The sequence below is a fragment of the Paraburkholderia caffeinitolerans genome, assembly GCF_902859945.1.
In the GTDB taxonomy this organism is placed as follows: Bacteria; Pseudomonadota; Gammaproteobacteria; order Burkholderiales; family Burkholderiaceae; genus Paraburkholderia; species Paraburkholderia caffeinitolerans.
In genome coordinates, this window is sequence record NZ_CADIKL010000021.1 from 1 (window position 1) to 13,691 (window position 13,691).

Here is a 13,691-nt window from a genome sequence, read left to right on the forward strand (position 1 = left end):
GCTGCCGGATTCTGGTGACGCTGCTGCACGAAATGCAGCGCCGTGACGCGAAGCGTGGCCTGGCCTCGCTGTGCATCGGCGGCGGCATGGGCGTGGCGCTTGCGCTCGAGCTTGTCTGAGCACGGCTGGGCACGATTAAGCGCAGCCGGGCCGCGGCAGCAACGGATTAGAAGCGCGGCCGTCGGTCGGCGCTCCGGAAAACGATAATGGAGTGTGGTTTATGTCACAACGTATTGCGTATGTCACGGGCGGGATGGGCGGCATCGGAACGGGAATCTGCCAGCGCCTCGCGAAGCAGGGCTTCAAGGTAGTCGCAGGCTGCGGACCGAACTCGCCGCGTCGGGTCAAATGGCTCGAAGACCAGAAGGCGCTGGGCTTCGACTTCGTGGCCTCGGAAGGCAACGTTGGCGACTGGGATTCGACGAAGCTGGCATTCGACAAGGTCAAGGCCGAAGTGGGCGAGGTCGATGTGCTCGTCAACAACGCCGGCATCACGCGCGACGTGGTGTTTCGCAAGATGACGCGCGAAGACTGGACCGCCGTGATCGACACCAACCTGACGAGCCTCTTCAACGTCACGAAGCAGGTGATCGACGGCATGGTCGAGCGCGGCTGGGGCCGTGTCATCAATATCTCGTCGGTGAACGGCCAGAAGGGCCAGTTCGGGCAAACCAACTACTCGACGGCCAAGGCCGGGATTCACGGCTTTACGATGTCGCTCGCGCAGGAAGTAGCCACCAAGGGCGTGACGGTCAACACCGTCTCGCCGGGCTATATCGGCACGGACATGGTGAAGTCGATTCGTCCCGACGTGCTGGAAAAGATCGTCGCGACCATCCCGGTGCGCCGCTTGGGCGCTCCTGAGGAAATCGCCTCGATCGTCGCGTGGCTCGCCTCGGAAGAGTCGGGCTTCTCAACCGGTGCTGACTTCTCGCTGAACGGCGGGTTGCACATGGGCTGATCCCGCGCCGCCGCGTGCGTGACAGGGGCGCGCGGCAGCAGGGATCGACGGCGGTGGCGGGCCTGTTTGCACGCCGGGGCAGGCTCCGCTTCCGGGCTGGAAGGCAGCGCAACGCGCGATGGGATTGGCCATCGCGCGTTGGCGCTTACAAGGGCGACACATGACCACTACAAAGAAGACCGCCGAACGACTGATCAAGAAATATCCGAACCGTCGGCTGTACGACACGGAGACGAGCACCTACATCACGTTGACCGACGTGAAGCAACTCGTGCTCGATCAGGAGGAATTCAAGGTTATCGATGCGAAGAGCAACGAAGACCTCACGCGCAGCATCCTGCTGCAGATCATTCTCGAAGAGGAAAGCGGCGGCCTGCCGATGTTCTCGTCGTCGATGCTCTCGCAGATCATCCGTTTCTACGGGCATGCGATGCAGGGCATGATGGGCACTTACCTGGAAAAGAACATCCAGGCGTTCATCGACATCCAGAACAAACTCGCCGATCAGTCGAAGAACCTCTATGAAGGCAACGCGATGAACCCCGAGGTCTGGTCGCAATTCATGAACATGCAGGCGCCGATGATGCAGGGCATGATGACCAGCTATATCGAGCAATCGAAGAACATGTTCGTGCAGATGCAGGAGCAGATGCAGAACCAGGCCAAGAACATGTTCAGCACCTTTCCGTTCAAGCCCGTGACGCCTGGCTCGCCCGCGCAAGGCACGAACGAGGGCGGCAGCGGCGAAAACGAGAAGAAGTAGGCTCAGGCGATTTTCAGATCGCGCAATGCTTCCGGATGGCGCTCGGCGACGCGCAACAGCGTTTGCGCGGCGCCGGTTGGCTCGACCCAAGTGCTGCGCGCCGTTCGATACGCCAAACGGGTAAAATGCCGGATTAGCTTGATTTCGCGCGGCGCATTCTTCGCCGTGCGCCCCACATCCGGACGTACACGTGAAAAACCCTGTTGAATCAACGACCTCCCGCAATCCTGCGCCGCGCGTAGGCATGGTATCCCTCGGCTGCCCCAAAGCGCTCGTAGACTCGGAGCAGATCCTCACCCAACTGCGCGCCGAGGGTTATGAAATATCGGGGTCTTATGACGGCGCCGATCTGGTCGTGGTCAACACCTGCGGGTTCATCGACGAAGCCGTGCAGGAGAGCCTCGACGCCATCGGCGAGGCGCTCAATGAAAACGGCAAGGTGATCGTCACCGGGTGTCTGGGCGCGAAGGCCAGCGCGAGCGGCTCGAATCTCATCGAGGAAGTGCATCCGAAGGTGCTGGCCGTGACTGGCCCGCACGCCGTGGGCGAAGTCATGCAGGCGGTTCATAGCCATCTGCCCAAGCCGCACGATCCGTTCGTCGATCTCGTGCCGCCGGCGGGCGTGAAGCTCACGCCGCGTCACTACGCGTATCTCAAGATTTCCGAAGGCTGCAATCACCGCTGCACCTTCTGCATCATTCCGTCGATGCGCGGCGACCTCGTTTCGCGTCCGGTTGCGGAGGTCATGCTCGAAGCGGAGAACCTCTTCAAGTCGGGCGTGAAGGAGCTGCTCGTCATTTCGCAGGACACGAGCGCTTATGGCGTCGATGTGAAATACCGCACCGGCTTCTGGAACGGCAAGCCCATCAAGACGCGCATGACCGATCTGGTTGCCGCGCTCGGCGAACTGGCCGCGCAGTACGGCGCGTGGGTGCGTCTGCACTACGTGTACCCGTACCCGAGCGTGGACGAAGTCATTCCGCTCATGGCGGAAGGCCCGTTCAAGGGGCACGTGCTGCCGTACCTCGACGTGCCGTTCCAGCACGCGCACCCCGAGGTGCTCAAGCGCATGAAGCGCCCTGCGAACGCGGAGAAAGTGATGGAGCGCGTCAAGGCATGGCGCGAAATGTGCCCGGACCTCACGATCCGCAGCACCTTTATCGCGGGCTTCCCCGGCGAGACCGAAGAGCAGTTCGAGACGCTGCTCGACTTCATCCGCGAGGCCGAGCTCGATCGCGTGGGCTGCTTTGCCTACTCGCCGGTCGAAGGCGCGAGCGCCAACGAACTCGATGGCGCGCTGCCCGACGAAGTGCGCGAAGCGCGCCGCGCGCGGTTCATGGAAGTGGCCGAGGAAGTCTCGGCCAAGCGCATCCAGCGCAAGGTCGGCAAGACGCTCAAGGTGCTCATCGACGAGATCAACCCCGACGGCGGCATCGGCCGCACGGCGGCGGACGCGCCCGAGATCGACGGCGTGGTCTACGTCGCGCCCGCGACCAAGGCTTCGAAGCGCTACAAGGTCGGCGACTTCGTTTCGGTGAAGATCACCGGCGCCGACGGCCACGATCTTTGGGGCGAGGTCTGATCGAGATGACACACCTGACGCCGGAAGTCCTCGCCTATGGCGAGGCCATGATCGAATTCAACCAGGCCGAGAAAGGCAAGCCCCAGTATCTGCAGGGCTTCGGCGGCGATACCTCGAACTTCGCCATCGCGGCGGCGCGCCAGGGCGTGCGCACGGGCTTCGTTTCGGCGGTGGGCGACGATCAGTTCGGACGTCTGCTGCTCGATCTGTGGACGAGCGAGGGCGTGGATACCTCGATGGTGCGGGTCGACGCCAACGCGCCGACCGGCGTGTACTTTGTCTCGCACGGTCCCAACGGCCACGAATTCGATTACCTGCGCAAGGGCTCGGCGGCCAGCCGCTACGCAACGCGCGATCTGCCGCTCGACGCGCTGGCTGCCGCGCGTGTGCTGCATCTGTCGGGCATCAGCGTGGCGATCGGCGAGGCCGCCTGCGATGCTGCGTTCGCGGCTATCGACCATGCGCGCGCGAACGGCGTGCAGGTGAGCTTCGATACGAACTTGCGCCTGAAACTCTGGCCGCTCGCCCGCGCCCGCGCGGTCATGACCGAGGTGCTGCGTGTCACCGACATCTGCCTGCCCAGCTGGGACGACGTTGCGGTCCTGACCGGTCTGGACGATCGCGATGCGATCGTCGACCGTCTGCTCTCGCTCGGTTCGCGCGTGGTCGCGCTGAAGCTCGGGAAAGAGGGGTCTTATGTGGCGACGCCGCACGAGCGCCGTCTCGTGCCGGGTCGCGTCGTAGCGGCGGTCGACGCCACTGGCGCCGGTGACTGTTTTGGCGGTGCGTTCATCGCCAGGATCGTGGCCGGCGACGACCCGTTCGCGGCGGCGCAATACGCGAACGCATCAGCGGCGCTTTCGACGCTGGGCTATGGCGCGGTCGCGCCGATTCCGCGCCGTGACGAAGTCGAGCGCATGCTCGCCGCGAAGGACGGGGTCTGATGGAATCGTCGGCCCCGAAAGTCACAAACATTCTGAATCTCGTGTGGCGGTATGGCTTCGCGTGTTTCGTGGCGGCAGCGCTTGCATTGCCGCTAGCAGCCTGCGCCGCGGGCGGCAATGCATCGAGCGATTCCACGAATGCCTCGGTCGCGCAGGCGCCCGAGCCCGAGCATTCGTCGCTCAAGCCGAGCCCGGAATTTGCCGGGCTGCCGCAATACGTGGGCACGCTCGGCAAGCGCCCGATCGTGATGCGGCTCGGTGCAAAGACCGACGACCCCGAAGACAAGACCGGCGTGCATGGCGAATACCAATTCACCGATACGGGCGAAGTCGTTCTGATCGCGGGTGATCGCACCGGTACCACGCTGGAAGCAGAAGAGTCGGACGACGGTTCGCGCATCACCGGCAATTGGGTCGGCACGTTCGCAGACGATGGCTCGATCTCGGGCGATCGCATGGAAATCGACGACTCGAATCCGCAGCCGTTCGACTTGAAGCCGCTTGCCGCGGGGGCAACGGCGCCCGCAGTGGCCCATCCCGCCGCGAAAGGCGGCCAGGCCGTGAACGGGGTCGGCAATCTCGTGACCGGCGAATAACGCGCAATAACGCGCAATAACGTGCAATAGCGCGCGCCGTATGGCACGCCCCGCACGAAAGAGCGGGCATTGGACCGTCGCGGTGAACAGGGCTGGCGCTGGTGTTAATCTTCTGCATGCGGCGCACTTCGTGACTCTTTGCGGCTCCCGTTTCACTTCGTTGTCGGCCTCGCCCAGAGGAGCCCCGCGCCAACTCAATCCCCCCAGCGCTTTTACCGCTTGCCATCCGACATGAAGAAATCCGATTCCAGCCACGCGCTGCAAACGCGCATCGTCCATCCCGAAGAAGACGTCACGCCCGGCTTTGAGTCATTTGCCGCGCCCGTCACGCGTGCGTCGACCGTCGTGTTCCCCGACCTCAAGTCGGTGCGCGCGCTCGACTGGCGCAACGACGCGCAGTGGCGCTACGGCCTGCACGCGACGCCCACGTCTTCGATGCTCACGCAGCGTCTTGCCGTCATCGAGGGGGGCGAGTATGCGCTGTTGCAGCCGTCCGGCCTCTCGGCCATCTCGAACGTGTACTTCGGTCTCCTGAAGGCTGGCGACGATGTGCTGATTCCCGACAATGTCTATTCGCCGAACCGCGACCACGGCGACTGGCTCGCGCGCGATTTCGGCCTGACGGCGCGCTACTACGATCCGATGATCGGCGCGGGCATCGCCGAGCTGATCCGCCCCGAGACGAAGCTGATCTGGCTGGAAGCGCCCGGCTCGGTGACGATGGAAGTGCCCGACGTGCGCGCGATCACGGCGGCTGCGCGCGCGCGCAACGTCGTCACGGCGATCGACAACACGTGGTCCGCGGGCCTCGCGTTCAAGCCGTTCGAGCATGACATCGACATCTCGGTTCAGGCGCTCACGAAGTACCAATCGGGCGGCAGTGACGTCCTGATGGGCGCAACGATCACGCGAGACCGCGAACTGCACCTGAAGCTCAAGGCGGCGCGCATGCGGCTGGGTATCGGCGTCTCGCCGGATGACTGCTCGTTCGTTTTGCGCGGCCTGCCGAGCATGAAGGCGCGCTTCGAAACGCACGACCGCACCGCGCTCGCGCTCGCGACCTGGCTGAAGTCGCGCGGCGAGATCGCCGCGATGCTGCATCCCGCATTCGCCGATTGTCCGGGCCACGAGTTCTACAAGCGCGATTTCACGGGCGCGGGCGGCCTGTTCTCGGTGGTGTTCGACGGACGTTACAGCCCCGCGCAGATCGACACGTTCTGCGAATCGCTCGAGCTTTTCTCGCTTGGCTGGAGCTGGGGCGGGGCGCATAGCCTCGCGATGCCCTACGACATCGCGTCGATGCGCACGGAGGCGAGCTGGCCGCATCGCGGCACGCTGGTGCGCTTCTACATTGGCCTCGAGGACGAAGCCGATTTGCGCGCCGACCTCGAGCGCGCGCTCGCGACGCTGGAAGGCGGCGCATCGGTGCGCGGCCCGCAAGACTAAAGCCGTAACGAAACGGCCGCGCCTGTTGCCCGGGTGCTGTTCCGGGACAGGCGCGGCCGTTGTCGTTTCAGCAGCGCGCGTGCCGCTTGCGCGGCACGTTTGATTCGCTTCAGAAAAGCCGCAGCAAGCCGTCGAGCCCGACGAAATTGAACGCGACGCTCGCCGCCTCGCGCACCACGGGCTTCGCGCGGAACGCCACCGAAAGACCCGCCTCGGCCATCATCTTCAGGTCGTTCGAGCCGTCGCCCATGGCAATTGCGCGGCGCGGCTCGATGCCGATCTGCGCGCACGTTTCGACCAGCGTGCGCGCCTTCACCTCCGCATTGACGATCTCGCCCACGACGCGGCCGGTGAGCTTGCCGTCGACGATTTCAAGCGTGTTCGCACGCGTGAAGTCGAGACCGAGACGCGCCTTCAGCCGCTCGGTGAAGAACGTGAAGCCGCCCGAAACCAGCAGCGTTTTCAGGCCTGCGGCCTTCGCGCCGGCGAGCATTTTTTCAGCGCCGGGCGAGAGCTGCAGGCGTTCCTCGTAGACGCGCTCCAGCGCGCTCGCGTCGAGGCCCTTGAGCAGCGCGACGCGGCGCGTGAGGCTTTCGTTGAAGTCCTTGATCTCTCCGCGCATCGATGCCTCGGTGATCGCCGCAACCTCGGCCTTCAGGCCACAGAAGTCGGCGATTTCGTCGATGCATTCGATCGTGATGAGCGTCGAGTCCATGTCCATGGCGAGCAGTCCGAAGCCGGCAAGCGAGCGGCCCGGCTCGATGAACGCGAAATCGAGCTGATGCGTCCCGCAATAGACGTCGAGGTCCGCGTGCTGTGCAGGCGCGGCGTCTTCGATACGGATCGCATGCGCGTCGATCGGCACGAGGCGGGCGCCGCGCGCGAGCGCGAGCAATGGCTTGTGGTGGACGGCTTGCAGCGGAGCGGGACTCTGGATGACGAGATTCATGACTTGAGCGGTGCCGGGGATCCCGGGATGGCGCCCCGGAAACGGCGGAAGATCGAGCGGATTTCGGTAAAAAGGGCGCAAGGACCGGTGAACCCGGCCGATGCACGGCGGCGAAAGGCGAATTGTACCGTTTCGAGGTACGCGCGCGGCCCGGCTCACAGCTTACAGAGACGAAAGCCGTCTTTTTAGGCACAATGAAAGCACGTGCGGCGCCTGCCGGGGGACGGTCGCCGCGTGCCGTCAACCGTGCGTATCGTGATGAGCGGCTCGTGCCGTGCGATGCGTCGCATGCGCCCTGCAGGGCGCCAGGGGAACCGGTATGCAGGAAGCTCACAATGCCCAGACGGGCACCGCCCGAACACCGACCGGCGCGCGGGCCGAAGCTGCGGACACCGCAGTGCAATCCACGCCCAGCGCGCCAAGTGGGTCCGGCCAGCGCGCGCCGCGTGCCTCCATGCCCCGCGCGCCACGATCTCCTCGAACCTCTGCTGGCCGTCACGGCACCATCGGCGAAGTCGCCGGCATATGCATCACCAGCGCGCGCCGCGTCATCGACGTGGACAGCGGCACCCGCAAGCTCGACCTCGTGCGCTACTACGCGCGCGCCGCACCCTGGCTGCTGCCGCAGTTGCGCGATCGTCCAGTTTCGCTCGTGCGCGCGCCGCAAGGCTTCGACGGCGAGCTTTTCTTCCAGCGCCACAGCGCGCGCGCACCGATTCCCGAGGTCACGCAACACGAAGGTCTCGATCCCGGCCATCCGCCGGTGCTTACCATCGATTCGCTCGAAGCGCTCGTGCACGTCGCACAAATGGACGCGATCGAACTGCACACATGGAATGCCGTCACCGCCGATATTGAAGCGCCCGATCGCATCGTGCTCGACCTCGATCCCGATCCGGTGCTCGACTGGGAGCGCATGATCGAGGCCGCGCAGCTCACGCGCGCGATGCTCGCCGATCTCGGCCTCGATGCGTTTTGCAAGACGAGCGGCGGCAAGGGGCTGCATATTGTCGTGCCGCTCGTGCCTGGCGCGAACTGGGAGGACGCCAAGGCCTTCGCGCGCGCCGTGGCGCAGCGGCTGGCCTCGGGTTGGCCCACCCAGTTCACGGCGACCATGGGCTCCGAGCATCGCAAGAAAAAGATTTTTGTCGATTATCTGCGCAACGTGCGCGCCGCCTGCACGGCGGTTGCCTATGGCGTGCGCGCGCGGCCAGGCATGGGCGTCTCGGTGCCGATCACGTGGGACGAACTCGCCGATACGACGGGCGGCGCGCAATGGACGCTCGCGAATATCGACGCGCGTCTCGCGCACGTCAAACGTGCGGATCCGTGGGCGAGTTACGCGCGGGTGCGTCAGTCGATCAGCAGCGAGCTGACGCTGCGGCTGGAGCAGGGCGGTGCTTAGGTGTGTCGGCAGGCATCGTGCGATGGAGCACGCTTTGCGCAGCACTAGAGCACATTGCGCATTGCTAACAAAATGGGCGGCCTGGCAAGCCGGATAAAACCTGGTCACGCCGACGTCATCGTCCGGCGCAAGGCTTCGCGTGTCGCGCTAGACTGACAGTAGAAGTTCCGCCACGTGCTGCCTACACCGCGTCGATCGCGGCCGCGGCAGCTCCCGCCAGGAGGTGACGCATGCCTTGCAGCAGCTCCAGCCGTCCCAGCCGCACTCGCGCGGCGCTCGTTCGTGTTGCCGTTGCCCTGTCTTGCGCGATCGCGCTGCCGGTGCTCGCCTCGACCCCGATCAAGGTGACGTCGAAGACGCCGCCCGATGGCCCGATTCGTTACACGGTCAAGGTCACATCGAAGTTCTACGGCAACTCACAGGAAACCCGCACGCTGCGTTCGGGCGACACCGATGACTTCACCTGGCGCACCACGCCGCCGGGCGGCGCGGTGCCGGCGGCGCAGAGTTGTCCCGATTACGCCTCGCTGCCGCTCGACGCGAACGGCGCGATGGTGCGCCAGACCCAGTTGCGTCTCGCGCCCATCGTCGCGCCGGACGGCACGGCGAATGTCCAGGTGAGTTTCCGGGCCCAGGCGCCGCGCACCGGCAAATCGGCCGCCGGGGCGCAATGTCCCGAAGTGATTGCCCATAGCGAGGTGTTGCACTTCTCGATGCCGACCAACGGCACTGCGAAGACGCTCACGCTCAGCGACGGCACGCAGTTGAGCATTTCGGCGCAACGGTAGTCCGCTGCGTTCAATACTGAGCCAACGCTGCGGTAGCGCGGATGTACCTTCGCGCACGTCGCGGCGGGCGGCTGGAAGCCACGAACCGTGCGTGTACTGCGCGTGCCGTCAAGGCGATTCATGCCCGGGACGTCACGCGCGCGCTTTCGTGCGAGCCTCCCGCTCGACGAGCCGAGCGGCCAAAAAGCAATGCTCGGCCGAAAAAAGCCGCCGGTACGCGAGCACGACAGCGCCCACGGTGCCCAGCGCCGACGAAGCCGCGATCAGGAACATGATCACGATCTGATAGCGCACCGCCTGCAGCGGCGATTGCCCCGCGAGCACCTGGCCCGTCATCATGCCGGGCAGGCTCACCACACCCACCACCGCCATCTGGTTGAGCGTCGGGATCATGCCCGCGCGCACGGCCTCGCGCGCGCTCGCCTGCGCCGCCTCCCAGCGCGTGGCGCCGAGCGCGAGGGCGCTTTCCACGCGGTCGCGCCGCGCCGTGAGTTCCTGCATCATGCGCTCAACGCCGAGCGACACGCCCGTGAGCGTATTGCCGAGAATCATGCCGAGAATGGGTATTGCATATTGCGGCTCATACCACGGCCGAATGCGGATCACCACGAAAAGTCCCACCGCCGCCACGAGCCACGCGCTGATCCAGATCGACACGATACTGTCCACGCGCTGGCCCATATACGTGCGCGTGCCGCGCTGCGAGCCCGCAAAGCCGGCGATGAGCGTCATCAGCGCCATGAGCGGCAGCACTGCGTACCAGCGGTTAAACGCGAACACCCAGCCGAGCACATAGCCAATCGCGAGCAACTGTACAACGGTGCGCACGGCGGCCCATGCGAGCTTGCGTTCGAGGTCGAGCTTGAGCAGCACCGAAACGGCGCCGTTGACGAACACCAGCAGCGCCGCGATGGCGACGTCGCCGATGCCGAGGTCTTGCAGAACGCCAGGGCTCATCGCAGGGCTCCCATGGTGGCGTGCGTGGCGGCGGGCTCATCGAGCGCACCCGCGCGCATCGTGATGTGACGCTCGCCCACGCGTTGCGCCTGCGCCGGATCGTGCGAGACCCAGACGGTCGCGCGTGCGGCTCGCTCGTGTTCGAACCACTGCGTGATCAGCGTTTCGACCTCGCGCGCCGATTCGGGATCGAGCGAGGCGGTGGGCTCGTCGAGCAGCAGCGCTTCGGGATCGAGTTGCAGCACGCGCACGAGCGCCACGATTTGCGCTTCGCCGCCGGACAGCTCCGATGTCTCGCGCGCGAGGAAACCCGTCCCCCGGCCTGCCGCGTCGAAGAGCGCACGCACGCGCGCGGCGTCGAAGGCTGCGTCACGATAGGCCGCGAGCGAGAATGGATAGCGCAGATTGTCTTCCACTGTGCCGTCGATCAGCGCGGGCCGCTGCCGCACGTAGGCGATGTGACGCCGGTAGTGCGGAATCCGCGCAGATGCGATCGGTTGGCCGTGCCAGTGCAGCATGCCGCCATCGAGCGGATCGAGCAGCGCGAGCGCGCGCAGGAATACACTCTTGCCCGATCCGGACGGTCCCGTGAGCACGACGCGTTGACCCGCGTGAAGTGCGAAATTGGTGGGCTGCAGCAAGACCTGGCCGCGCTGGGCGTCGCGGCGCGTGATGCGTCTTGCTTCGATGAGCGGCGCGCTCGACCTCAGGTCAACGCCAACGTGGCTCGAATCGTTGTGATGAGTCATCGGAGAATTACAGACAAATAAGCAGCCACCAGGCACGCAGGCTGCTGCGCCATCGTTGGCGAAACAACAAATGCATAACATGGAGTGCGCATGACATCACGGCAACCCCACGGCTTGGGCCGCACGCTCGCCAAGATCTTCGCATGGCTCGTGGCCGTTGTCGTGGTGCTCGTTGCCGGGCTGGGCGTGTTCATTTACACCTTCGACTGGAATCGCGCCAGACCCTTTGTCAACGACAAGGTGACGCAAGCTATCGGGCGGCCATTTGCCATCGTCGGCGATCTCAAGGTCGGCTGGCACCGGCCGCCGAGCGAAACGGGCTGGCGCGCCTGGGTGCCCTGGCCACGCTTCTCGGCCTCGCGAATCGAAGTGGCGAACCCCGACTGGACCCAGACGCCGCACTTTGCCACGCTCGATGCGATCGATTTCGAGGTGGCCGTGCTGCCGCTGCTCGCGCACGACATCGTGATTCCGGCGATCAATCTCGTGAATCCGGCCGTCGATATCGAACGTCTCGCGGACGGCCGCAACAACTGGACATTCAAGCTGGCGTCGTCGGGCGGGCCTTCCACGTGGAAGCTCGATCTGCACGACATCACGTTCTCCAGCGGCAATATCGCGGTGAACGACCAGCAGACGAAAACCGATGTGAAGATCGCCGTGAGTCTGCTCGGCCGAGGGATCCCGATCGGCGAGGTGATGGCGCAGCAGGAGGCAGCATCGCGCCAGGGCTCCGCCGAGATGATCGGGCGCGCGGGTGCGAACAGGCTCGCCCAACAGGCCGAGAAGGCGCAGGCCTCCGAGGCGGCGGCCGCCAGCGCCGCATCCGGCGCGAGTGCCGCTAGCGTGGCTAGTGCCGCCAACGCTGCAAGCACGCCCGCAGCACGCAAGCCGGGCGAACCGTTCTACGCGATCGGCTGGACCCTCAAGGGCACGTACAACAAGACGCCGATCTCGGGTAACGGCAAGTTTGGCGGTGTGCTCGCGCTGCAAGATGCAAAGCGGCCGTTCCCGCTCCAGGCCGACGTGCATGCCGGCGACATGCATATCGCGCTGGTCGGCACGCTGACCGACCCTACGCATCTCGCCGCTGTCGATCTGCGCCTCTGGCTGCAAGGCCAGAGCATGGCGCACCTGTACAAGCTGACCGGCGTGACGCTACCGGAAACGCCGCCTTACGCAACCGAAGGGCGTTTCGTCGGCCAGTTCCATCGCGGCGCGAGTGTGTTCCGTTACGAGAATTTCACGGGCCGCGTGGGTGGCAGCGACCTGAACGGCACGTTCGTGTACGAGCAGCGTGAGCCGCGTCCGCTGCTCTCCGGCGAGCTCGTGTCGAACCTGCTGCAATTCTCGGATCTGGCGCCGATCATCGGCGCGGACAGCAAGGCGAGCAAGGAGAAGCGCGGCGACACCGCCAAGCAGCCTGCCGGCCGCGTGATCCCCGCCGAGCCGTTCAAGACCGACCGCTGGACGTCCATCGACGCCGATGTGAAATTCACCGGCAAGCGCATCATCAAGCAGGGCAGCCTGCCGATCCAGGACCTCCACACGCACGTGATCCTGACCGACGGCGTGCTCAAGTTCGATCCGCTGCAATTCGGCGTGGCGGGTGGCACGTTCGCCACGCGGCTCGCGCTCGACGGCAGCGGCGAGCCGCTCAAGGCGCGCGGCACCGTTACCGCGCGCCACCTGAAACTCAAGGAACTATTCCCGAGCTTCAAGTCGATGCAGTCGGCGCTCGGCGAGATCAACGGCGACGCTTCGCTTTCCGCGATCGGCAATTCGCCGGCGGCGCTCGCGGCCACGTCCAACGGCGAAGTGAAGGCGCTGGTCACTCAGGGCACCATCAGCCGCCTGCTGATGGAAGCGGCGGGCTTGAACGTGGCGAATGTGGTCTACGAAAAGCTGTTCGGCGGCCGCGACGTGAACATCAATTGCGCGGCGGCGGATTTCGTGGCGACCAACGGCGTGCTCGATCCGCGCGTGTTCGCGCTGGACACCGACGACGCGGTGATCAACATCGATGGCCCCATCGATCTGCGCGACGAATCGATGGACATGAAAGTGCATCCGCATACCAAGGGCTTTCGGGTGTTCTCGTTGCGCTCGCCGCTCTACGTGAAGGGTACTTTCCAGAATCCTCACGTGGGCGTGGATGCCGCCGCGCTCGCGCTGCGCGGCGGCGCCATGGTGGGGCTCGGGCTCGTCAACCCATTCTTGGCGCTCTTGCCGCTCGTCGCGCCGAGCAACAACAAGCCGCTGCCGTGCGATCAGTTGTTCGCGCAGATCCGCCAGCGTCCGATGGCGCCGCCGCCGGGCCAGAAGATGCGAGCGTTGCCGCCGCCCGCTAGCGGGGCGAAGGCGGTTTCGCTGCCTGCGTCGCATGGCGACGCTGCGCAATCCAGCGCACAGAGTCTCTACAAGGGCAGTTGAGGTGGTGCCGCACGCGCATGGGTCGCGTGCGCACCCGCCGCAGCGTGGCGTGCTGGCAAATGACCGGCAATAGCTGGCAGGCAGACACGAAAACGCCCGGCGCTTGCGCGTCGGGCGT

General features: G+C 65.4%; 14 protein-coding genes. 10 read left to right on the top strand and 4 right to left on the bottom strand.

From position 1 onward, the window contains the following. The 3 genes from HV773_RS20265 to phaR all read left to right on the top strand — a co-directional run. Positions 1-119: hypothetical protein (locus tag HV773_RS20265; RefSeq protein ID WP_175196542.1), on the top strand; the 119-nt coding region annotated here is incomplete at its 5' end. Between the two features lie 101 nt (positions 120-220). Further along, positions 221-961, top strand: a complete 741-nt coding sequence (locus HV773_RS20270) for a 3-ketoacyl-ACP reductase (protein WP_129562099.1) — start codon at positions 221-223, stop codon at positions 959-961. A 160-nt stretch (positions 962-1,121) separates the two neighbouring features. Continuing rightward, complete coding sequence (phaR, locus tag HV773_RS20275; RefSeq protein WP_129562098.1) at positions 1,122-1,724, top strand: polyhydroxyalkanoate synthesis repressor PhaR; 603 nt, start codon at positions 1,122-1,124, stop codon at positions 1,722-1,724. Between the two features lie 2 nt (positions 1,725-1,726). Here phaR and HV773_RS36920 read toward each other — a convergent pair whose 3' ends face one another. Then, positions 1,727-1,936 carry a hypothetical protein gene (locus HV773_RS36920; protein WP_227875289.1) on the bottom strand — a complete coding sequence of 70 codons (210 nt, stop codon included), beginning with the start codon at positions 1,934-1,936 and terminating at the stop codon, positions 1,727-1,729. Between the two features lie 32 nt (positions 1,937-1,968). On the opposite strand from HV773_RS36920, the gene rimO reads away from it, so the two are divergent. The 4 genes from rimO to HV773_RS20300 all read left to right on the top strand — a co-directional run bounded on the left by rimO (position 1,969) and on the right by HV773_RS20300 (position 6,292). Continuing rightward, positions 1,969-3,306, top strand: coding sequence for a 30S ribosomal protein S12 methylthiotransferase RimO (gene rimO / locus HV773_RS20285; protein ID WP_217481925.1), 1,338 nt, complete (start codon positions 1,969-1,971; stop codon positions 3,304-3,306). 5 nt (positions 3,307-3,311) lie between these two features. Further along, the gene (locus HV773_RS20290; RefSeq protein ID WP_129562096.1) at positions 3,312-4,250 is read left to right on the top strand and encodes a sugar kinase; all 939 of its coding nucleotides are present in this window, start codon (positions 3,312-3,314) and stop codon (positions 4,248-4,250) included. Then, positions 4,250-4,846: a hypothetical protein gene (locus tag HV773_RS20295; RefSeq protein WP_227875288.1), complete on the top strand. Its 597-nt coding sequence runs from the start codon at positions 4,250-4,252 to the stop codon at positions 4,844-4,846. Before HV773_RS20290 ends, HV773_RS20295 begins: the two co-directional genes overlap by 1 nt. 231 nt (positions 4,847-5,077) lie before the next feature. Beyond that, positions 5,078-6,292: a cystathionine beta-lyase gene (locus HV773_RS20300; protein WP_129562095.1), complete on the top strand. Its 1,215-nt coding sequence runs from the start codon at positions 5,078-5,080 to the stop codon at positions 6,290-6,292. Positions 6,293-6,401: 109 nt separating this feature from the next. Here HV773_RS20300 and serB read toward each other — a convergent pair whose 3' ends face one another. After that, entirely contained in the window at positions 6,402-7,241 is an 840-nt protein-coding gene (gene serB / locus HV773_RS20305; protein ID WP_129562094.1) for a phosphoserine phosphatase SerB, read from the bottom strand. A 454-nt stretch (positions 7,242-7,695) separates the two neighbouring features. Here serB and ligD point away from each other — a divergent pair, with 454 nt between their 5' ends. Then, the gene (gene ligD, locus HV773_RS20310) at positions 7,696-8,646 is read left to right on the top strand and encodes a non-homologous end-joining DNA ligase (protein WP_227875286.1); all 951 of its coding nucleotides are present in this window, start codon (positions 7,696-7,698) and stop codon (positions 8,644-8,646) included. 230 nt (positions 8,647-8,876) lie between these two features. Next, on the top strand, positions 8,877-9,434 hold the full coding sequence (locus HV773_RS20315) for a DUF6013 family protein (protein ID WP_129562092.1): 558 nt from the start codon (positions 8,877-8,879) through the stop codon (positions 9,432-9,434). A gap of 132 nt (positions 9,435-9,566) precedes the next feature. Here the strand turns inward: HV773_RS20315 and HV773_RS20320 are convergent, their stop codons facing one another. Both HV773_RS20320 and HV773_RS20325 read right to left on the bottom strand, forming a co-directional pair. Next, positions 9,567-10,391 (bottom strand): ABC transporter permease, encoded by an 825-nt coding sequence (locus HV773_RS20320; protein ID WP_129562091.1) that lies wholly within the window; start codon positions 10,389-10,391, stop codon positions 9,567-9,569. After that, a complete protein-coding gene (locus HV773_RS20325) occupies positions 10,388-11,140 on the bottom strand; it encodes an ABC transporter ATP-binding protein (protein WP_129562090.1) in 753 nt (250 codons plus the stop codon). The genes HV773_RS20320 and HV773_RS20325 overlap by 4 nt, the downstream gene beginning before the upstream one ends. Positions 11,141-11,230: 90 nt before the next feature. Between HV773_RS20325 and HV773_RS20330 the strand changes: the two genes are divergently transcribed. Continuing rightward, positions 11,231-13,573, top strand: coding sequence for an AsmA family protein (locus HV773_RS20330; protein WP_129562089.1), 2,343 nt, complete (start codon positions 11,231-11,233; stop codon positions 13,571-13,573). Positions 13,574-13,691 lie beyond the last annotated feature (118 nt).